Source organism: Streptomyces lancefieldiae, assembly GCF_031845825.1.
Taxonomy (GTDB): domain Bacteria; phylum Actinomycetota; class Actinomycetes; order Streptomycetales; family Streptomycetaceae; genus Streptomyces; species Streptomyces lancefieldiae.
Genome location: NZ_JAVRFH010000008.1, coordinates 234,627 through 255,529 on the forward strand (window position 1 = coordinate 234,627; position 20,903 = coordinate 255,529).

At 71.2% G+C, this 20,903-nt stretch carries 18 protein-coding genes and 1 tRNA gene; 12 read left to right on the forward strand and 7 right to left on the reverse strand.

The genetic code is table 11. The features are described from left to right. Window positions 1-17: 17 nt before the first annotated feature. The 8 genes from RM812_RS11195 to RM812_RS11230 all read left to right on the forward strand — a co-directional run bounded on the left by RM812_RS11195 (window position 18) and on the right by RM812_RS11230 (window position 8,150). Window positions 18-506 carry a hotdog fold thioesterase gene (locus RM812_RS11195; protein ID WP_311572299.1) on the forward strand — a complete coding sequence of 163 codons (489 nt, stop codon included), beginning with the start codon at window positions 18-20 and terminating at the stop codon, window positions 504-506. Window positions 507-1,065: 559 nt separating this feature from the next. Next, complete coding sequence (locus RM812_RS11200; protein ID WP_311572300.1) at window positions 1,066-1,461, forward strand: hypothetical protein; 396 nt, start codon at window positions 1,066-1,068, stop codon at window positions 1,459-1,461. After that, a complete protein-coding gene (locus tag RM812_RS11205; RefSeq protein ID WP_311572328.1) occupies window positions 1,458-2,111 on the forward strand; it encodes a Tat pathway signal sequence domain protein in 654 nt (217 codons plus the stop codon). The genes RM812_RS11200 and RM812_RS11205 overlap by 4 nt, the downstream gene beginning before the upstream one ends. Window positions 2,112-2,398: 287 nt before the next feature. After that, complete coding sequence (locus tag RM812_RS11210; protein WP_311572301.1) at window positions 2,399-3,643, forward strand: branched-chain amino acid ABC transporter substrate-binding protein; 1,245 nt, start codon at window positions 2,399-2,401, stop codon at window positions 3,641-3,643. Window positions 3,644-3,755: 112 nt separating this feature from the next. Beyond that, window positions 3,756-4,688, forward strand: a complete 933-nt coding sequence (locus RM812_RS11215) for a branched-chain amino acid ABC transporter permease (protein ID WP_311572302.1) — start codon at window positions 3,756-3,758, stop codon at window positions 4,686-4,688. Between the two features lie 5 nt (window positions 4,689-4,693). Then, entirely contained in the window at window positions 4,694-6,517 is a 1,824-nt protein-coding gene (locus RM812_RS11220; protein ID WP_311572303.1) for a branched-chain amino acid ABC transporter permease, read from the forward strand. 5 nt (window positions 6,518-6,522) lie between these two features. Then, window positions 6,523-7,437 (forward strand): ABC transporter ATP-binding protein, encoded by a 915-nt coding sequence (locus RM812_RS11225; protein ID WP_311572304.1) that lies wholly within the window; start codon window positions 6,523-6,525, stop codon window positions 7,435-7,437. After that, on the forward strand, window positions 7,434-8,150 hold the full coding sequence (locus RM812_RS11230; RefSeq protein ID WP_311572305.1) for an ABC transporter ATP-binding protein: 717 nt from the start codon (window positions 7,434-7,436) through the stop codon (window positions 8,148-8,150). Before RM812_RS11225 ends, RM812_RS11230 begins: the two co-directional genes overlap by 4 nt. 78 nt (window positions 8,151-8,228) lie before the next feature. Here the strand turns inward: RM812_RS11230 and RM812_RS11235 are convergent, their stop codons facing one another. Continuing rightward, entirely contained in the window at window positions 8,229-8,885 is a 657-nt protein-coding gene (locus tag RM812_RS11235) for an ANTAR domain-containing response regulator (protein ID WP_311572306.1), read from the reverse strand. Between the two features lie 99 nt (window positions 8,886-8,984). Here RM812_RS11235 and RM812_RS11240 point away from each other — a divergent pair. Beyond that, a tRNA-Leu gene (locus RM812_RS11240) sits at window positions 8,985-9,068 on the forward strand. A 90-nt stretch (window positions 9,069-9,158) separates the two neighbouring features. Here RM812_RS11240 and pyk read toward each other — a convergent pair. Beyond that, window positions 9,159-10,583: a pyruvate kinase gene (gene pyk, locus RM812_RS11245; RefSeq protein ID WP_311572307.1), complete on the reverse strand. Its 1,425-nt coding sequence runs from the start codon at window positions 10,581-10,583 to the stop codon at window positions 9,159-9,161. 214 nt (window positions 10,584-10,797) lie between these two features. Here pyk and RM812_RS11250 point away from each other — a divergent pair, with 214 nt between their 5' ends. After that, window positions 10,798-12,603, forward strand: coding sequence for a bifunctional metallophosphatase/5'-nucleotidase (locus tag RM812_RS11250; RefSeq protein ID WP_311572308.1), 1,806 nt, complete (start codon window positions 10,798-10,800; stop codon window positions 12,601-12,603). Window positions 12,604-12,624: 21 nt separating this feature from the next. Here the strand turns inward: RM812_RS11250 and RM812_RS11255 are convergent, their stop codons facing one another. From RM812_RS11255 to RM812_RS11275, 5 genes are all read right to left on the reverse strand, one after another. Then, window positions 12,625-14,037 carry a lysine N(6)-hydroxylase/L-ornithine N(5)-oxygenase family protein gene (locus RM812_RS11255; RefSeq protein WP_311572309.1) on the reverse strand — a complete coding sequence of 471 codons (1,413 nt, stop codon included), beginning with the start codon at window positions 14,035-14,037 and terminating at the stop codon, window positions 12,625-12,627. Continuing rightward, window positions 14,034-15,395, reverse strand: a complete 1,362-nt coding sequence (locus RM812_RS11260; RefSeq protein WP_311572310.1) for a pyridoxal phosphate-dependent decarboxylase family protein — start codon at window positions 15,393-15,395, stop codon at window positions 14,034-14,036. Before RM812_RS11260 ends, RM812_RS11255 begins: the two co-directional genes overlap by 4 nt. 203 nt (window positions 15,396-15,598) lie before the next feature. After that, on the reverse strand, window positions 15,599-18,199 hold the full coding sequence (gene pepN, locus RM812_RS11265; RefSeq protein WP_311572311.1) for an aminopeptidase N: 2,601 nt from the start codon (window positions 18,197-18,199) through the stop codon (window positions 15,599-15,601). A gap of 155 nt (window positions 18,200-18,354) precedes the next feature. Then, entirely contained in the window at window positions 18,355-18,705 is a 351-nt protein-coding gene (locus RM812_RS11270) for a chorismate mutase (protein ID WP_311572312.1), read from the reverse strand. Window positions 18,706-18,749: 44 nt separating this feature from the next. Beyond that, entirely contained in the window at window positions 18,750-19,223 is a 474-nt protein-coding gene (locus tag RM812_RS11275; protein WP_311572313.1) for a GNAT family N-acetyltransferase, read from the reverse strand. A gap of 120 nt (window positions 19,224-19,343) precedes the next feature. On the opposite strand from RM812_RS11275, the gene RM812_RS11280 reads away from it, so the two are divergent. After that, complete coding sequence (locus RM812_RS11280; protein WP_311572314.1) at window positions 19,344-20,240, forward strand: hypothetical protein; 897 nt, start codon at window positions 19,344-19,346, stop codon at window positions 20,238-20,240. 28 nt (window positions 20,241-20,268) lie between these two features. Then, the gene (locus tag RM812_RS11285) at window positions 20,269-20,898 is read left to right on the forward strand and encodes an SIMPL domain-containing protein (RefSeq protein ID WP_311572315.1); all 630 of its coding nucleotides are present in this window, start codon (window positions 20,269-20,271) and stop codon (window positions 20,896-20,898) included. Window positions 20,899-20,903 lie beyond the last annotated feature (5 nt).

The window sequence follows — 20,903 nt, forward strand, 5'->3', positions numbered from 1 at the left end:
CGAACGGAGCCGGGCCCATGGGCGAGCAGCAGCAGGTGCAGTTCCCGCAGGAGGTCATCGACGAGTACGCCGCGCTCGGCGTCGACCTGCCCGCGCTGTTCTCCGCCGGGCACCTCGGGACGCGGATGGGCGTGCAGATCCTCCAGGCGTCGGCCGACCGCGTCGTCGGCACCATGCCGGTGGAGGGCAACACCCAGCCGTACGGGCTGCTGCACGGCGGCGCCTCGGCGGTGCTGGCCGAGACCCTCGGCTCGGTCGGCGCGATGCTGCACGGCGGCAGCGCCAAGATCGCCGTGGGCGTCGACCTGAACTGCACCCACCATCGCGGGGTCCGCTCCGGTCTGGTCACCGGCGTGGCCACGCCGGTGCACCGGGGCCGGTCGACGGCGACGTACGAGATCGTGATCAGCGACGAGCAGGACCGCCGGGTGTGCACCGCCCGGCTGACCTGCATGCTGCGGGACGTCAACCCCGGCGACGGGGCCCCGGCGGGCGCGGCCGGCTGAGCGCCGCGCCGGGCGGTCACGGCGCCGCCCTGCGCGCCGCGCCCGCCCGAGGCGGTGCTCCAGGACCTACGGCGTCACCCCTGCGACGTCGTTCCCCGACCCACGGCGCTCCGGGCCTGCCTGCGACCGCGCTCCGAGCGCACGGCGCCCCCGGCCCGCTGACGGCGGCCCTGGCCCAGCGCCCCGGCCCCGCACCGGCCCTCCCCGACGGTGCTCCCCATCCCCGATGCCGCCCCCGGTCCCCGGCGTCGCCCCGGTCCACGGCATTGCTCCCGGACCCACGGCGCCCTAGCGTCGGGGCATGGGACGGGGAGAAGCCCCCTGGCCGGGGGCGGCAGCTCGACGGTTCCGGTACGAGTCCGGCCGGGGTGCGCCGGAACGGGCCGCGCCCGGACCGGTCGCGGGGGAACGGGACGTACCCGAACCGGGAACACCGGAACGGGCCACACCCGAACCGGCAGCACCAGAACGGGCCGCCCCCGAACCCGCAGCACCGGAACGGGCCACGCCCGAACCGGGCGCACCTGGGCCAGCCACACCCGGGCGGGGCGGCGCGGTGGTGACGGCTGCGTTCGCGCTCACGCTGCTGACCGCCGTCGCGGCGGCCGGCTGCGGCAACCCGGGTGACGGGGAGGCCGGTTCCGGCACCCCCCGCGGGGCGAGCGCGCCGCCGACGTCCCCACGGCCCCCGTCCGCCGCGGAGTTGTGCGTGAGAGCCGTCGGGTACTGGGCGCGCGACATGCTGGACGGCAAAGACACCTACGGCGACTATCAGTCGATGGGACTGTCCAACCGGCAGTACGACATCCTGCGGGAGGTGGTGGACGCCGCCCGGGCCACGAACCGCGACCAGGGCGCCGGGGCTGCCGAGCGGTTGATCGACCGCCAGGTGCGCGAGGCGTGCGCCGAGCGCTACCGCGACGGCGCTCCGAGCACGGGTCCGTGGCAGCGGTGAGCGGCACCGGCCCCGTCGAGCCGGGTGAGGGCACGCACGCGTGGGACGCCCCGGACGCACCCCGGCCCCGTTCCCGGCCACGCGGACGTTTCGCCCGGCGCCACGACAGCCACCTCGACCCCCACCCCGACCGCACCCCTCACTCCGACCGCCACCGCCGGACCGTCCTCACGGCCCTCACGGCCCTCGCCGTCCTGGCGGGCGCCGGGTATCTGTACGCGAGCCGGCCGCAACCGCGGCCCGCCCTCCCGCCGCCCTACCCTTCCCAGGCGGTCGACCTCGTCTACCTGGACCCGGTGGCCGGCCCTCGCAACGCCCCGGCCGGCAGCTTCAGCTTCGCGGTGACGCTGAGCGTGCAGTCCGGCCCGCCCGTCACCGTGACGCGGGTCGCCCAGCCCTACTCCGGCCTGTCGGTGACTTCCTCCCCCGCGGCACCTTTCCAGACAAAGTCGCATTCCGCCCGCAAGATCATCGTCACGCTGCGGGTGACGGAATGCGAAAAAGCACCACGGAACCCCGGACTCCCTTTCCTGGATGTAACACTGCGTAATGCGCGCGCAATACAAGCCCACAGTTTCATCCTGGGTCCGCGCTATGCGCAGCACCTCTCCCAGGCCCTCCAGGTCGCCTGCAGCAACGATTCCAGGTAATCACCAAAACGCCCCAGACACCTGAACGCGAGCCGCCGGTCCTGCAGGTTCTCAGCATGTGGACCGGGCGAATCGGCCTGAATTCCGCCCTTCTTCCCAGCCAGTACCGCTCTGCATTACGCCGTGTCATAACAAGAGCGTCACAGCCTGAGTCAGACCCTCCTCCACGTTCCCCACACACGCTTAGAGTCACGGCCAGTCACCGCGCCGTCGGATTGTCACTTCGGCCCAGCGCTCGACTCGGCCGCCTCCACGGGGAAGCGGCCGTGCCAGGGAAAGGACTGATCGTGCGTCAACGTTCGCTCATCGCCATCACCGCCGCTCTGGCGGCGGGAGCGCTCACCCTCACCGCCTGCGGCTCGCGCGACGACGACGGCGGCTCGGACTCCGGCAACGGCGGCGGCGGTGGCGGTGGGACCACCGTCGTCATCGGCGTCGACGCCCCGCTGACCGGCGACCTGTCCGCGCTGGGCCTCGGCATCAAGAACTCGGCGGACCTCGCGGCCAAGACCGCCAACGAGACGAAGCACGTCGACGGCATCACCTTCAAGATCGAGGCCCTCGACGACCAGGGCCAGCCCTCCGTCGGCCAGCAGAACGCCTCGAAGTTCGTCGCCGACAAGGAAGTTCTCGGCGTCGTCGGCCCCCTGAACTCCTCGGTCGGCGAGTCCATGCAGAAGGTCTTCGACAGCGCCAAACTCGTCGAGGTCTCCCCCGCCAACACCGGCCCGTCGCTGACGCAGGGCCTGGAGTGGCGCACCAAGAAGGTCCGCACGTACAAGTCGTACTTCCGCACCGCGACCACGGACGCCGTCCAGGGCCCGTTCGCCGCGCAGTACGTCTACAACGACGCCAAGAAGAAGAAGGTCTTCGTCATCGACGACAAGAAGACCTACGGCGCCGGTCTCGCCGGCACCTTCACCGACGAGTTCAAGAGACTCGGCGGCCAGGTGGTGGGCACGGAGCACATCAACCCCGACACCAAGGACTTCTCCTCGGTGGCCACCAAGGTCAAGAACTCCGGCGCCGACGTCGTCTACTACGGCGGCGAATACCCGCAGGCCGGACCGCTCAGCAAGCAGATCAAGGAAGCCGGGGCCAAGATCCCCCTGGTCGGCGGCGACGGCATCAAGGACGACACCTTCATCAAGCTCGCCGGTGCCGCCAGCAACGGCGACCTCTCCACCTCCGTCGGCGCGCCCGTCGAGGAACTCGACTCCGCCAAGAAGTTCGTGGCCGACTACAAGGAAGCCGGCTACAAGGAGGGCTACGCCGCCTACGGCGGTTACTCCTACGACTCCGCCTGGGCGATCATCGAGGCCGTCAAGAAGGTCGTCGAGGACAACGGTGGAAAGCTTCCCTCCGACGCCCGCGCCAAGGTCACCGAGGCCATGCAGAACGTCTCCTTCGACGGCGTGACCGGCAAGGTCTCCTTCGACGAGTTCGGTGATGCCACCAACAAGCAGCTCACCGTCTACTCCGTCGAGAACGGAGCCTTCAAGGCCGTCAAGTCCGGTACGTACACCGGCTGACCCTGCCGCACCACTGCCCACGAGCCGCGGGGGGGGGGGTTCCACCGGCGCCCCGCGCGGACTCGCATCCGGCCACATCCGTCGAACGTCCGAAAGTCTCGGAGGACATGCGGTGAACGAACTGCCGCAGCAGCTGGTCAACGGCCTGCTACTGGGATCCATGTACGGGCTGGTCGCCATTGGCTACACCATGGTCTACGGCATCGTCCAGCTCATCAACTTCGCCCACGGCGAGATCTTCATGACCGGCGCCTTCGGCGCGCTCACGGTCTACGTGTACATCCTGCCCGACGGCACCTCCATGCTGATCGCCCTGCCCCTGATGCTCATCGGTGCCATGGTGGTCTCCGTCACCGTCGCCGTCGGGGCGGAACGCTTCGCCTACCGCCCGCTGCGCGGCGCCCCCCGCCTCGCGCCCCTCATCACCGCCATCGGCCTCTCCCTCGCCCTCCAGCAGGCGGTGTGGGCCTGGTACCCCGAGGCCAAGTCAGCGCGCCCCTTCCCGCAGATCGACGGCGGCCCCTTCCACATCGGCAACGTCACCATCCAGACCGGCGACATCTTCCTGCTGATCGCGGCCCCGGTCAGCATGGCGCTGCTCGGCTACTTCGTCATGCGCACCCGCACCGGACGCGGCATGCAGGCCACCGCCCAGGACCCGGACACCGCCAAGCTGATGGGCGTCAACACGGACCGCATCATCGTGGTCGCCTTCGCGCTCGGCGCCGTCTTCGCCGCCGTCGGAGCCGTCGCCAACGGCCTCAAGTACGGCCAGATCGAGTTCAAGATGGGCTTCATCCTCGGACTCAAGGCCTTCACCGCGGCGGTCCTCGGCGGTATCGGAAACATCTACGGCGCCATGATCGGCGGCGTCGTCCTCGGCGTCGCCGAGACCCTGGCCGCGGCCTACATCGCCGACATCCCCGGCCTGGACAAGTTCGGCAGCCAGACCTGGGCCGACGTATGGGCCTTCATCCTCCTCATTCTCGTGCTGCTGTTCAGGCCACAGGGCCTGCTCGGCGAACGCGTTGCGGACAGGGCGTGACACCGATGACCACACAGACCACCGCACCGAAGACCGCCGGCACCCCCGCGGGCGACGCCTCCGGCCTCATCGGCATACCCCCGCACATCGGACGCGCCCTCGCCACCGGCGGCGGCGTCCTCACCGTCGTCTCCACGTTCCTCGCCTGGACCTGGACCGCCGAGTTCCCCGGTGACCTCACCGTCTACGGCTACCCGGGCGGCCTCCAGGTCCTGGTGCTGATCGCCGGTGCCCTCACCGCCGTCCTCGGCCTCGCCTCGTACGGCATCAAGGGGCTGCGCTGGCTCGTGCCCGCCGGCGCCGACGGCGCGCTCAAGTTCGCCGCCCTCGCCGCATTCGTCACCACCTGGTACACGATCATCGCGATCAGCACCCAGCTCGGCGGCATCGTCAACCTCGAGCCCGGCGGCTACATCGCCGCGGCCACCACCCTGATCGCCCTCCTCGGCTCCCTCGCCCTGCCCTTCGAACGCCCCGAGCCCGACCCGTTCGACCCCGACGACACCGGCTGGGAGCGGTTCAAGCACACCACCTCCCAGAACTGGCAGACCGTCAAGGCGGCCTTCGCCGCCGGCACCCCCCGCCCCCTGCGCGCGCTGCCCTCCTACGTCGAGATCCTGATCATCGTCGCGGTCCTCGCCGTCGCCCTGGTCGTCTTCACCTACGGCATCGGCACCGAGTACGACGAACTCTTCGTCGGTTTCCTGATCACCGCCGGCTTCGGCTTCGCCGCCCTCAACCGGTCCGGCCTGATCGGCCAGGTCACCCAGCTCACCGCCCGGCACCAGAACATCACCGTCTGCGGCGCCTTCATCGCCGCGGCCTGCTTCCCCTTCACCCAGTCCGACGACCAGTACGCCACCCTCGGCGTCTACATCCTCATCTTCGCCACGGTCGCCCTCGGCCTGAACATCGTCGTCGGCCTCGCCGGCCTGCTCGACCTCGGCTACGTCGCCTTCCTCGGCGTCGGCGCCTACGCCGCCGCCCTCGTCTCCGGCTCCCCCAGCTCCCCCTTCGACGTGCACTTCCCGTTCTGGGCCGCCGTCCTCGTGGGCGCCGTGGCCTCCCTGGTGTTCGGCGTCCTCATCGGCGCCCCCACCCTGCGGCTGCGCGGCGACTACCTCGCCATCGTCACCCTCGGCTTCGGCGAGATCTTCCGCATCACCGCCAACAACCTCGACGGCACCTCCGGACCCGACCTCACCAACGGCTCCAACGGTGTCTCCTCCATCCCCGACCTCAAGGTCCTCGGCTTCGACCTCGGCATCCAGCACGACATCGCCGGCTTCACCATCGGCCGGTTCGCCAACTACTTCTTCCTGATGCTCATCATCACGGCCGTCGTCGTCCTCGTCTTCCGGCGCAGCGGCGACTCCCGCATCGGCCGCGCCTGGGTCGCCATCCGCGAGGACGAGACCGCAGCACTCGCCATGGGCATCAACGGCTTCCGCGTCAAGCTCATCGCCTTCGCCGTCGGCGCCACCCTCGCCGGCCTCGCCGGGACCGTGCAGGCCCACGTCACCTACACCGTCACCCCCGAGCAGTACCTCTTCGCCGGCACCACCCCGCCCAACTCGGCCTTCCTGCTCGCCGCGGTCGTCCTCGGCGGCATGGGCACCATCGCCGGCCCCCTCATCGGTGCCGCGCTGCTCTTCCTGATCCCCAACAAGCTCCAGTTCCTCGGCGACTACCAGCTCCTCGCCTTCGGACTCGCGCTCGTGCTGCTGATGCGCTTCCGCCCCGAGGGCCTCATCCCCAACCGACGCCGCCAGCTGGAATTCCACGAAGAGGCCGAAGCGCCCGCAGTCCTGAGCAAGACAGGGGCCTGACCACCATGACCACCGACACCACCACCAAGGACACCCCGGGCGCCCCCGCCCCCGGCACCCCCGTCCTCGACGCGCGCGGCGTCACCATGCGCTTCGGCGGCCTCACCGCCGTCCGCGGCGTCGACCTCACCGTCAACAGCGGCGAGATCGTCGGTCTCATCGGACCCAACGGCGCCGGCAAGACCACCTTCTTCAACTGCCTCACCGGCCTGTACATCCCGACCGAGGGCGAGGTCCGCTACAAGGACCGGGTCCTGCCGCCGAAATCCTTCAAGGTCACCGCCGCCGGCATCGCCCGCACCTTCCAGAACATCCGGCTGTTCGCCAACATGACGGTCCTGGAGAACGTCCTCGTCGGCCGTCACACCCGGACCAAGGAAGGCTTCTGGTCGGCCGTCCTGCGCGGCCCCGGCTTCCACCGGGCGGAGGCGGCCTCCCGCAAACGGGCCATGGAGCTCCTGGAGTTCGTGGGCCTGGCCGCGAAGGCCGACCACCTCGCGCGCAACCTGCCCTACGGCGAGCAGCGCAAACTGGAGATCGCCCGCGCCCTCGCCAGCGAACCGGGACTGCTGCTCCTGGACGAGCCGACGGCCGGCATGAACCCCCAGGAGACCCGGGCCACCGAGGAACTGGTCTTCGCCATCCGCGACATGGGCGTCGCCATCCTCGTCATCGAGCACGACATGCGCTTCATCTTCAACCTGTGCGACCGCGTCGCCGTCCTCGTCCAGGGCGAGAAGCTCGTCGAGGGCGACAGCGCCACCGTCCAGGGCGACGAACGCGTCGTCGCCGCCTACCTCGGCGAACCCCTCGAGAACGACCCCGGCGCGGCGGAGGCGGCCGAGGTGGAGGCCGCCGAGGCCCACGCCCAGGCCGACACCACCACGGACACCGCGGCCGGCAAGGAGAACGACCGATGACCGCACTGCTCGAGGTCGAGGACCTCCGCGTCGCCTACGGCAAGATCGAAGCCGTCAAGGGCATCTCCTTCAAGGTCGACGCCGGCGAAGTGGTCACCCTCATCGGCACCAACGGCGCCGGCAAGACCACCACCCTGCGCACCCTGTCGGGCCTCCTCAAGCCGGCCGGCGGTCAGATCAGGTTCGGGGGCAAGTCCCTCAAGAAGGTCCCCGCCCACCAGATCGTCTCCCTCGGACTCGCCCACTCGCCCGAGGGCCGGCACATCTTCCCCCGCATGACGATCGAGGACAACCTCCGCCTCGGCGCCTTCCTGCGCAGCGACAGGCCCGGCATCGAGAAGGACATCCAGCGCGCCTACGACCTCTTCCCGATCCTCGGCGAACGCCGGAAGCAGGCCGCGGGCACCCTCTCCGGCGGCGAACAGCAGATGCTCGCCATGGGCCGCGCCCTGATGTCCCAGCCCAAGCTGCTGATGCTCGACGAACCCTCCATGGGCCTCTCGCCGATCATGATGCAGAAGATCATGTCGACGATCGCCGAGCTCAAGTCCCAGGGCACCACCATCCTGCTCGTCGAGCAGAACGCCCAGGCCGCCCTGTCCCTGGCCGACCACGGCCACGTCATGGAGGTCGGCACCATCGTCCTGTCCGGCAGCGGACAGGACCTCCTCCACGACGAGTCGGTCCGCAAGGCCTACCTCGGCGAGGACTGAACCGACGCCACCTGCGACGAGGCCCGCGCCCCCAGGTGGGGGGCGCGGGCCTCGTCGCAGGTACGGGGTCTCGGGGTCTCAGCCCTTGGCCGCCTTCTTCTCCTCGGCGTCCTGGATGACCGCCTCGGCGACCTGCTGCATCGACATCCGCCGGTCCATCGACGTCTTCTGGATCCACCGGAACGCGGCCGGCTCGGTCAGGCCGTACTCCGTCTGGAGCACCGACTTGGCCCGGTCCACCAGCTTGCGCGTCTCCAGCCGCTGGCTGAGGTCGGCGACCTCCTTCTCCAGCGCCTTCAGCTCGGTGAACCGCGAGACGGCCATCTCGATCGCCGGCACGACGTCGCTCTTGCTGAACGGCTTCACGAGGTACGCCATGGCCCCGGCGTCCCGGGCCCGCTCGACGAGGTCGCGCTGCGAGAACGCGGTCAGCATCAGCACCGGCGCGATGCTCTCCTCGGCGATCTTCTCGGCCGCGGAGATGCCGTCGAGCTTCGGCATCTTCACGTCGAGAATCACGAGGTCGGGCCGGTGCTCGCGGGCCAGCTCCACGGCCTGCTCACCGTCACCGGCCTCGCCGACGACGGAGTACCCCTCCTCCTCCAGCATCTCTTTGAGATCCAGCCGGATGAGCGCCTCGTCCTCGGCGATGACGACGCGGGTCGTCAGCGGAGGCACGTGCGACTTGTCGTCTTCGGGCACGTCGGCGGGCTGGGGCGACTCGGGGGCGGTCACGTGAGCTCCTCGTTCGGGGCAGGGGTGCTGCTGACAAGAGCCTACCTAGCTGCGACGGCTCGGGGTGAACCGGTACACTTCCCAGCGGTTGCCAACCTTGCCCGGTTGGAGGAACTGGTCAGACTCGCGGCACTCAAAATGCCGTGCCCTTTGGGCATGTGGGTTCGAATCCCACACCGGGCACATTCAGAAGCGGATGTACACGTTCTCGTGTACATCCGCTTTTCGATGCTCACGGCCACGAGCCGGCCCGGGACCCGAGCAGCCGTCCGGTCAGTCTTCGCCGATGTGGTGCACTCGCACCAGGTTGGTCGTCCCCGACACCCCCGGCGGCGAACCGGCCGTGATGACCACCACGTCGCCCTTCTCGCAGCGCCCGTACCGGGTGAGCAGTTCGTCCACCTGGTCGACCATCGCGTCCGTGGAGTCCACGTGCGGGCCCAGGAAGGTCTCCACCCCCCAGGTCAGGCTCAGCTGTGAGCGCGTCGCCGGCTCAGGGGTGAAGGCGAGCAGCGGGATGGGTGAGCGGTAGCGGGAGAGGCGGCGGACGGTGTCGCCGGACTGGGTGAAGGCGACCAGGAACTTCGCGCCGAGGAAGTCGCCGATCTCCGCCGCCGCGCGGGCGACCGCGCCGCCCTGGGTGCGGGGCTTGTTGCGCTCGGTCAACGGGGACAGGCCCCCCGCCAGGATGTCCTCCTCCGCCGCCTCGACGATGCGGGCCATGGTGCGCACCGTGTCGACGGCGTGCTTGCCGACGCTCGTCTCGCCGGAGAGCATCACGGCGTCGGTGCCGTCGATCACCGCGTTGGCCACGTCGGAGGCCTCGGCGCGGGTCGGGCGGGCGTTGTCGATCATCGAGTCGAGCATCTGGGTGGCGACGATGACCGGCTTGGCGTTGCGCTTCGCCAGCTTGATCGCGCGCTTCTGGACGATCGGGACCTGCTCCAGGGGCATTTCGACGCCGAGGTCGCCCCGGGCGACCATGATGCCGTCGAAGGCCGCGACGATGTCCTCGATGTTCTCCACGGCCTGCGGTTTCTCGACCTTGGCGATGACGGGGAGGCGGCGGCCCTCCTCGTCCATGATGCGGTGGACGTCGCGGATGTCGCGTCCGCCCCGGACGAAGGAGAGGGCGATGACGTCGAAGCCGCTGCGCAGGGCCCAGCGCAGGTCGTCCTCGTCCTTCTTGGAGAGGGCGGGGACGGAGACGGCGACGCCGGGGAGGTTGAGGCCCTTGTGGTCGGAGACCACGCCGCCCTCGATCACGGTCGTACGGACCCGGGGGCCGTCGACGTCGGTGACCTCCAGGCAGACCTTGCCGTCGTCGACGAGGACGCGTTCGCCGGGGGTGACGTCGGCGGCGAGGCCGGCGTAGGTGGTGCCGCAGATGTGGCGGTCGCCGCCGACGCCCTCCTCCACGGTGATGGTGAAGGTGTCGCCGCGTTCAAGGAGTACGGGGCCTTCGGTGAAGCGACCGAGCCGGATCTTCGGACCCTGAAGGTCGGCGAGGGCGCCGACGCTGCGGCCGGTCTCGTCGGCCGCCTTGCGGACACGGTGATAGCGCTCCGCGTGTTCGTCATGGGTGCCGTGGCTGAAATTGAAGCGGGCGATGTCCATTCCGGCGTCGACCAGGCCCTTGATCTGGTCGTACGAGTCGGTGGCGGGTCCAAGGGTGCAGACGATCTTTGCTCGGCGCATGGGTCGAGCCTATGACTTACCGATCGGTAGCAAATTGGGCACACATGGCCACTCAACAACCTTTGAGTAAAGGGTGATTGACAACTGTTGAATTGTGCGCCGGGTTGCTCCGATGAGCATGCGACCTTGCCCTCCTCTCTTGACAGACGTCGTGTTCAGGACGGAATCTACGCGCGTTGTTGATGATGTGACGGGTCACCAAGGAGAGTCAGCCATGCCGTTGAACCGCCGGAAGTTCCTGAGCAGGTCCGCCGTGACGGGAGCGGGGGTGGCGCTGGCCGGCGCGGCGGCGGCCCCGGCGGCCGAGGCGGCACCCGCGCAGCAGGGGCGACGCGAGCCGAAGCGGTACGCGCTGACGGTGCTGGGCACGACCGACCTGCACGGACACGTCTTCAACTGGGACTACTTCAAGGACGCGGAGTACGCGGACACGGCGGGCAACGCCCAGGGGCTGGCCCGTATCTCCACGCTGGTGAACCAGGTCCGCGAGGAGAAGGGCCGCGAGAACACGCTGCTGCTGGACGCGGGCGACACCATCCAGGGCACCCCGCTGACGTACTACTACGCGAAGGTGGACCCGATCACCGCCGAGGGCGGTCCGGTGCACCCGATGGCGCAGGCGATGAACGCGATCGGGTACGACGCGGTGGCGCTCGGCAACCACGAGTTCAACTACGGCATCGAGACGCTGCGGAAGTTCGAGGAGCAGTGCGACTTCCCGTTGCTGGGTGCGAACGCGGTGGACGCCAGGACGCTCAGGCCCGCGTTCCCGCCGTACTTCATGAAGACGTTCCGGGTGAAGGGCGGCCCGCCGGTGAAGGTGGCGGTGCTGGGCTTGACGAACCCCGGTATCGCGATCTGGGACAAGGCGTACGTGCAGGGGAAGCTGGCCTTCCCGGGGCTGGAGGAGCAGGCGGCCAAGTGGGTGCCGAAGCTGCGTTCGATGGGCGCGGACGTGGTGGTCGTCTCGGCGCACTCCGGTTCGTCGGGCACGTCCTCGTACGGTGACCAGGTGCCGTACGTCGAGAACGCGGCGGCCAATGTGGCCAGGCAGGTGCCGGGCATCGACGCGATCCTCGTCGGACACGCCCACGTGGAGATCCCGGAGCTGAAGGTCGTCAACGAGCGGACCGGGAAGACGGTCGTGCTGTCGGAGCCGCTGTGCTACGCCGAGCGGCTGACGCTGTTCGACTTCGAGCTGGTCTTCGAGCGGGGCCGTTGGCACGTCGAGTCGGTCAGGGCGTCGCTGCGCAACTCCAACACGGTCGCCGACGATCCGAGGATCACCCGGTTGCTGAAGGACGAGCACGCGAAGGTGGTGGCGTACGTCAACCAGGTGGTCGGGACTGCGACCGAGACGCTGACGACGGTGGAGGCGCGGTACAAGGACGCGCCGATCATCGACCTGATCACCAAGGTGCAGGAGGACGTGGTCAAGGAGGCGCTGGCGGGTACGGAGTACGCGTCGCTGCCGGTCCTGGCGCAGGCGTCGCCCTTCTCCCGGACCTCGGAGATCCCGGCCGGCGACGTGACCATCCGGGACCTGTCGAGCCTGTACGTGTATGACAACACGCTGGTGGCGAAGCTGATGACGGGTGCGCAGCTGCGCGCGTACCTGGAGTACTCGGCGGAGTACTACGTGCGGACGGCGGACGGTGCGCCGGTGGACGTGGAGAAGCTGACCAATGCGAACGGCCGCCCGGACTACAACTACGACTACGTGTCGGGGCTGTCGTACGAGATCGACATCGCGCAGGCGGCCGGGTCGCGGATCAGGAACCTCACCTACGGCGGCGCTCCGCTGGACGACGCGCAGCAGTTCGTGCTGGCGGTGAACAACTACCGGGCCAACGGCGGCGGCGCCTTCCCGCACGTGGCGTCGGCCAAGGAGCTGTGGTCGGAGTCGACGGAGATCCGCACCCGGATCGCCGAGTGGGCGACCGCGAAGGGTGTGCTGGATCCGAAGGACTTCGCGTCCGTGGGCTGGTCGTTGACGCGCAACGGCACGCCGGTGTTCTGACCCCCGCGTTCCGAGACGGCCTCAGGTCCCGTCCACCAGAGGGGTGAGCGCCCGGTGGTGGTGTGCGGTCGGGATCTGGGGCTGTCCGTTTTCCAGGCCGAAGGTGGTGAAGGCGGTGCGGTTCGGCAGCGGGTACGTCTCCCGGCCGGTCAGGTCGTTGAGGATGGTGGCGCTGCGCCAGGCGGCGAGGCCGAGGTCGGGCGTGCCGACGCCGTGGGTGTGCCGTTCGACGTTCTGCACGTAGGCGGAGCCGGTGACGGTGGGGTCGAGGAGGAGGCGGAAGCGTTCGTCGACGCGGGGCCGTTCGCCGCCGTCGCGGCGCATGTAGGGGTCGAGGCCGGCGAGGAGGCGGTCGAGGGGGCGTTCGCGGTAGCCGGTGGCGAGGACGACGGCGTCGGTGGTGAGGCGGGTGCGGGTCTTCTGCTGGGCGTGTTCCACGTGCAGTTCGACCTGGGTGGTGGCGATGCGGCCGGCGGTGCGGACGTGGACGCCGGGGGAGAGGACGGTGTCGGGCCAGCCGCCGTCGAGGGTGCGGCGGTAGAGCTCGTCGTGGATGGCGGCGGCGGTGCCCGCGTCGATGCCCTTGTGCAGTTGCCACTGCGCGGCGAGGAGGCGGTCGCGGACCGGTTCGGTCAGGGCGTGGAAGTAGCGGGTGTAGTCGGGGGTGAAGTGCTCCAGGCCGAGCTTGGAGTACTCCATGGGGGTGAAGGCCTCCGTGCGGCCCAGCCAGTGGATCTTCTCGCGGCCCACGGGCCGGTGGCGGAGCAGGTCGAGGAAGATCTCCGCGCCGGACTGGCCGGTGCCGACGACGGTGATGTGCTCGGCGGCGAGGAGCGCGTCGCGGTGGTCGAGGTAGTCGGCGGCGTGGAGGACGGGCACGCCGGGGGCGTCGACGAGGGGTCTGAGCTGGTCGGGGACGTGGGGTTCGGTGCCGACGCCGAGGACGATGTTGCGGGCGTAGGTGCGGCCGAGGGCTTCGGCCTCCCCGTCGGCGCCGAGTTGGGTGTAGTCGACCTCGAAGAGGTCGCGTTCCGGGTTCCAGCGGACGGCGTCGACCTGGTGGTGGAAGCGGAGGGCGGGGAGGTTCTCGGCGACCCAGCGGCAGTAGGCGTCGTACTCGGCGCGCTCGATGTGGAAGCGCTCGGCGAAGTAGAACGGGAAGAGGCGTGCGCGGGCCCTGAGGTGGTTGAGGAAGGACCAGGGGCTGACCGGGTCGACGAGGGTGACCAGGTCGGCGAGGAAGGGCACTTGGATGCGGGCGCCGTCGATGAGCAGGCCGGGGTGCCATTGGAAGGTGGGGCGCTGGTCGTAGAAGACGGTGTCGAGGTCGCTGAGGGGGTCGGCGAGCGCGGCGAGGGAGAGGTTGAAGGGGCCGATACCGATGCCGACGAGGTCGCGGGGGGCGTCGGGCGCGTGGTGCGTGGTGGCGTTCATCGGGGGAGGTGTCCTTCCACGTGGGTGAGGAGGGCGGCGAGGTCGTCGGGCCGGGTGTGGGGGTTGAGGAGGGTCGCCTTGAGCCAGAGCCGGCCGTCGGCGCGGGCGCGGCCGAGGACGGCGCGGCCGGTGGTGAGCAGGGCGCGGCGTACGGCGGCGACGGTGTCGTCGGTGGCGTGGGCGGGCCGGAAGAGGACCGTGCTGATGGTGGGCGGGGCGTGCAGGGTGAAACCGGGGTGGCCGTCGACGAGGGCGGCGAGGTCCCGGGCGCGGGCGCAGACGGTGTCGACGAGGGCGCCGAGGCCGGTGCGGCCGAGGGTCTTGAGGGTGACGGCGATCTTGAGGATGTCGGGGCGGCGGCTGGTGCGGGGGGAGCGGCCGAGGAGGTCGGGGAGGCCGGCGTCGGTGTCGTCGTCGGCGCTGAGGTAGTGGGCGCGCTGGTGGAGCACGGTGAGGTCGTCGGCGTCCTTGACGGTGAGGAGGCCGGCGGCGATCGGTTGCCAGCCGAGTTTGTGCAGGTCGAGGGCGACGGTGTGGGCGGCCTCGAGGCCGGCGAGTTTGGCGCGGTGCCGTTCGCTGAAGAGGAGGCCGGCGCCGTAGGCGGCGTCGATGTGGAGGCGGGCGCCGTGGGTGGTGCAGCGGTCGGCGATCTCGGGCAGCGGGTCGATGAGCCCGGCGTCGGTGGTGCCGGCGGTGGCGGCGACGAGGTGCGGTCCGGGGGTCAGGGCGAGGGCCTCGTCGAGGGCGGCGGGGTCGAGGGTGCCGGCGGGGGTGGCGACGGTGACGGGTTCGGGGAGCCCCAGCAGCCATGCGGCGCGGGGCAGCGAGTGGTGGGCGTTCGCCCCGTGGATCAGCCGCAGGCCGGCGCCGTGGGCTTCGCGGGCGAGCAGGACGGCGAGCTGGTTGGACTCGGTGCCGCCGGTGGTGACGAGGGCGTCGGTGGCGCCGGTCTCCCGGGCGAGGGCGCGGGTGACGAGGGCTTCCAGGGCGGAGGCGGCGGGTGCCTGGTCCCAGGAGTCGAGGGAGGGGTTGAGGATGCTCGCGGCGAGGTCGGCGGCCGCGGCCACGGCGAGGGGCGGGCCGTGCAGGTGGGCGGCGCACAGGGGGTGGGCCGGGTCGGCGGCGCCTGCGGCGAGTGCGGTGACCAGGACGCGGAGTGCGTCGGGGTCGCTCCGGTCGGGCAGGATCTCGCCGGCCGCGTCCGCCGTCCGGGCGGCGACGGCGTCGGGGCCGCCGGCGGGCAGGGGGCCGCCGCCGCGTGCCGCCGTGCCGGTGCGCAGGGCGTCGAGCACGGTGTCGAGCAGGGGTGGCAGGGAGTCGGGGCCGTGCGGGCCCGACGCGAGGGGCGGCATGCCCATGGGCTGTCCTCCGGGCGCGATGCGACGGGCGGCGCGCGACGCCTCGATGCGGGGCGGCGGCCGGGCGCCGGGTGGGCGGGGAGTTCCAGCTTGTACGCGGATGCGCGCCGACGCCGGACTGCCCGACGATCACTACCCGAATGGGGGTACGCACACGGCCGGTCCCCGGGGTGGGGGCCGGCCGTGTGCGGGGGAGGTGCGGGTCAGTGCGTGTCCGTCTCCCGGACCCGCAGGGCGCGGGCGAGGTCGTCGAGCTGGTCGGTGAGCTTGCGGCGCAGGGCGGGGATCGGGTCGGCGTCGGCGAGGCACTCCTGGCCGAGGCGCAGGTTGTCGGGGTCGACGGCGTGGACGGGGAAGGCCCAGCGGCCGGCGGCGTCGGCGATGGCGGGGCCGCGGCGGGCGGCGACGGCGACCGCTTCGGCGTAGTAGCGCGGTACGAAGGCGCGTACGAGGTCGGCCTGTTCGGGCTGCCAGAAGCCCTGGGCGGTGGCGGTGAACAGGTAGTTGGAGAGGTCGTCGGAGGCGAACATCGCCTCCCAGGCGCGGTTCTTGGCCTCGGGGTCGGGCAGTGCGGCGCGGCAGCGGGCGGCGCCCTCCTGGCCGGTGGCGCTCGGGTCGCGTTCGAGTTCGGCGGCGATGGCGGCCTCGTCGGTGGCGCCGAGGACGGCGAGGCGGGTGAGGATGCGCCAGCGCAGCTCGGGGTCGAGTTCGGGGCCGCCGGGGACGGTGCCGTCGGCGAGCCAGGCGGCGATGGTGTCGGGGTGGGCGGCGGTGGCGATGCGGTGGCGTACGGCGATGAGGCGCAGCCCGGGGTGGTCGCCGTCCTCGGTGCGGCGGATGAGGTCGCGGCACAGGTCGGTGAGGGTGGCCAGGGCGGCGGGCCGCTGCTCGGGGGTGAGGTAGCGGTCGGCGATCTGGCCGGTGGCGAAGGCGAGGACGCCGTCGACGAGGGCGAGGCCGGTCTCGTGCGGGAGGTGGGTGCGGGCGATGTCCAGGTAGGTGGTGGCGGGGAGTTCGCCGTCGCGGACCGCGTCGCGCAGGGCGTTCCAGGCGACGGCCCGGGTGAGCGGGTCGGGCAGGCCGGACAGGGCGGTGCGCAGGGTCCGGAAGGAGTCGGCGTCGAAGCGGATCTTGGCGTAGGTGAGGTCGCCGTCGTTGAGGACGACGAGCGCGGGCTGGGGGCCGACGGTGCTGAGGGCGACGTTCCCGTCGGTGGAGAGGTCCGCTTCGAGGCGCTGGCGGAGGGTGAGGCGGCCGGCGTCGTGGAGGTCGTGGTCGTAGACGCCGACGGTGATGCGGTGGGGTCGCGTGCCTCCGCCGGGCTGGAGACGGCCGGCGTGCTTCAGGCCGGCCCGGTCCTTGGCGGGGTCGGGCGCGGTCCGGGCTCCGGTGCTGCCCCGGTGGTCGATGTGGAGGTGCCAGTTGCCGTTCTCGGCGCTCCGTTCCGGCACGAGGGTGTCGACGCCGGTGGTGCGCAGCCAGACGTCGGCCCAGGCGTGGACGTCGCGGTCGGTGGCGGCGGCGAGGGAGTCGATGAAGTCGGCGAGGGTGGCGTTGGCGAACCTGTGCCTCTCGAAGTGGGTGTTGATGCCGGCGAGGAAGTCCTTCTCGCCGAGCCAGGTGACGAGCTGGCGCAGGGCGGAGGCGCCCTTGGCGTAGGAGATGCCGTCGAAGTTGAGGAGGGCGGAGGCGGTGTCGGGGACGTTCTCGGGGGCGACGGGGTGGGTGGAGGGGCGCTGGTCGGCGTCGTAGCCCCAGGGCTTTCGGGTGACGCCGAACTCGGTCCAGGTGTCGGTGAAGCGGGTGGCCTCGGCGGTGGTCTGGTAGCCCATGTACTCGGCGAAGGACTCGTTCAGCCAGATGTCGTCCCACCACCTGAGGGTGACGAGGTCGCCGAACCACATGTGGGCCATCTCGTGGGCGATGACCATGGCGCGGGTCTGGCGCTGGGTGTCGGTGACGGCGGACCGGAAGACGAACTCGTCGCGGAAGGTGACCAGTCCGGGGTTCTCCATGGCGCCGGCGTTGAACTCGGGGACGAACGCCTGGTCGTAGGAGTCGAAGGGGTAGGGCTCGGTGAACTTCTCGTGGTAGCGGTCGAAGCAGCCGCGGGTGACCTCGAAGAGTTCGTCGGCGTCGGCGTCCAGGTGGGGGGCGAGCGAGCGGCGGCAGTGGATGCCGAAGGGCAGGCCGCGGTGTTCGGTGCGTACGGAGTGCCAGGGACCGGCGGCGACGGCGACCAGGTAGGTGGAGATCGGCGGGGTCGTGGCGGCCGTCCAGCGGCCGTCGCCGGCGTGCTCGGTGATGCCGTTGGCGAGGACGCTCCAGCCCTGGGGCGCCGTGACGGTCAGGTCGAAGACGGCTTTCAGGTCGGGCTGGTCGAAGGCGGCGAAGACGCGCTGGACGTCGTCCATGAACAGCTGGGTGTAGACGTAGGTCTCGCCGTCGGTGGGGTCGGTGAAGCGGTGCATGCCCTCGCCGGTGCGGGAGTAGCGCATGGCCGCCTCGACGCGCAGCTCGTGCTCGCCGGGGGCGAGGTCCTTCAGCGCCAGCCGGTTCCCGTCCAGGGTGTTCGTGTCGAGGGGTTGTCCGTCCAGGGTGACGGTGCGCAGCTCGGCGGGCTTGACCTCGACGAAGGTGTCCGCGGCGTCGGTCTCGCCGCGGACGGTGAACCGGATGGCGGTGCGGGAGTCGAAGGTCTCGTCGCCACGGGTGAGATCGAGGTCGATCGCGTAGTGGTGGACGTCGAGGAGCCGGGCACGGGTCTGCGCTTCGTCGCGCGTCAGTACGGACATGGACGCCATGCTGCCTGATGCCGTCGGCACGGCACAGAGGCGGATCGGTACGCGGAGTATGTCCGGTCCGTTCCCGGGCCGCCGCGCACCCCGGCGTGCACCCCCGCGGGCGGTGCGTGCACAGCGCGTGTGCCCGTACACGCACCCCCGTGCCGGGGCGGGGCTCAGTGCGGCGCCGGGGCGGTCCCGTTGCCGTTGCTCTCCGCGATGCGTTCGTGGTGGTGGATCACCTCGGCGATGATGAAGTTCAGGAACTTCTCGGCGAACGCCGGGTCCAGCTTGGCGCTCTCGGCGAGGGCGCGCAGCCGGGCGATCTGCTTCGCCTCACGGGCCGGGTCGGCGGGCGGCAGCTGGTGCCGGGCCTTGAGGTGGCCGACCTGCTGGGTGCATTTGAAGCGCTCGGCGAGCATGTGGACGACGGCCGCGTCGATGTTGTCGATGCTGTCCCGCAGCCGGCCCAGCTCCTCGCGGACGGCGGGGTCGACGGTACCGGTACCGGTGTTGCTGGTGGTCATGGTCGCCCACCCTACGGGCGGAGCCCCGGCCGCCGCAGCCCGTCTCAGGCCCCGAGAACCCGTCCGGCGCCGCCGGCGCCGATGCGCTTGTGGAAGTACACGTCCTCGTGCCCGCCGGGCACGCCCTCGACGCGGCCCCGTTCCCGGTGGCCGAGCCTCGGGTGGAAGCCGGGGGCCTGGAAGGTGTAGGTGGACACGATCATGTCGGTGCAGCCGCGCCGGACGGCCTCGTCCTCGGCCGCGCGCATGAGCCGGCTCCCCCAGCCGGCCCCCCGCTGCTCCTCGCGCACCCACAGCATGTCCACCGAGGCCAGGGTCCCCCAGGTCCAGGCGGTGAGTCCGCCGACCAGGGTGCCCGCCTCGTCGGTGACGCGCACGGTGAGGGGTTCGGTCCGGGCGCCGTCGGCGGCCGCGGTGTTGAAGGCGGTCAGCTCGTCGTCGAGCCGCTTTTCCAGGTCGTCGTCGGCGCCGCCCACGCGCGGGGTGGTGGCGGCGACGGGGTGGTGTTCGCTGGTCACGGTCCCGGATTGTGCCGCGGTCCGGAGCGTGGGGCGAACGGTTTGCGCCGGGCGGCGCGGGTGGCGGCGGCACTGCTCGTACAGTGGGGTGGAGGGTACAGACGTCTTGGGGGTTCGGGCGTGGCGAACGGCGGACCGGTCGAGCACGGCTTCCCGCATCTGGAGACGGTGCGGGAGGCCGTCACCGCGCTGTACAGGCGGTTGTCGTACGACACCGTCCGGACGTTCTCGGCCAGCGTGGCCCCGGCCGACGTGGCGTTCTGCGACACCGACGACCTGTATCTGGGCGCGCAGCGGGTGGCCCACGAGCTGGTGCGCCACTACCGTCTGCCCGACGCGCGGATGATCGTCTCCTTCCGCGAGATGACGCACGCGGCGAACGTGGAGCTCACGGCGGGCCCGGAGTACTTCATCGAGCTGAACGACCGCTTCCGGACGCATCGCCGGGACATCGGCGCGGCGTTGGCCCACGAGGTGATGCACGTGTATCTGCACCGCCTCGACCTGTCCTTCCCCGGCACCCGGGACAACGAGATCCTCACCGACACGGCGACGACCTACCTGGGCGCCGGCTGGCTGCTCCTGGACGCCTTCCGGGAGGACTCGGTGTCGTCGCAGAAGCTGGGGTATCTGACGCCGGAGGAGTTCGGCTACGTCCTGGCCAAGCGGGCGCTGGTCTTCGGCGAGGATCCGTCGGTGTGGTTCACCAGTCCGCAGGCCTACACGGCGTACGTCAAGGGGATGGCCCGGGCCCGCCGGGACGAGCAGCAGCCGCCGCTCACCGCGGCCGGGTGGGCGGGCCGCCGCCGCTACGCCCGGGACCGCCGCCATGCCCAGGACCCGCACACCGCCGGGCCCGCGGGGGACGGCCCGTACGCCTTCACGCCGGGCGGGCAGGGGCCGCTGCGGGTGTCCTTCGCCTGCCCGACGTGTCACCAGCGGATCAGGGTGCCGGTGCGGGGCCGGGTGCGGGCGCGGTGCGGGCTGTGCCGGACGGTGCTGGAGTGCGACACGTAGGGGGCGGGACCGGTGCTTCAATGCCGGTATGACACAGGCCATCGAAGAACCGTGGGGGATCAGCGTGTTCGGCGCCGGCCGGGTGCGGGTCGAGCCCTCGCTCGCGCGGGTGCAGCCGGCGGTGGACGTGCTGGAACCGTCACCCGACCAGGCGTTCCAGAGGGCGGGGGCAGCCGTGGGGCGGCTGCGGGAGGTGCTGCGCCGCCACGGCGTGCCGGACGCCTCGGTCTCGGGCTCGCGGCTCGGTCTCACCTCGGAGTACGACGGTCACGGTGGTGGCCGGACGCTCCTCGGCTACCGCTGCCAGGCCTCCTATTCGGTGGAGACCGAGGCGCTGGACGATCTCGAGCAGTTGATCGTGGACATGGTCGACGCGGGCGCGCACCGGATCGACAGCGTCGAGTTCGACGTGCTCGACAAGCCGGCGCTGCGCGACGAGGCCCGGCGCAGGGCCGTGGCCGACGCCCGCCGGAAGGCGCAGGTGTACGCGGAGGCGGCGGAGGTGCGGCTGGGCCCGGTGCTGCACGTCCAGGACGCGGAGGCCGAGCCCTTCGCCGCGTTCCGCGTCGCCAAGGCCGGCGGCCCGTCCGGCGCGCTGGCACCGGGCGCGGTGGAGGTGTCGGCGGGGGTCCTGCTGGGCTTCTCCCTGCGGCACTGACCGAC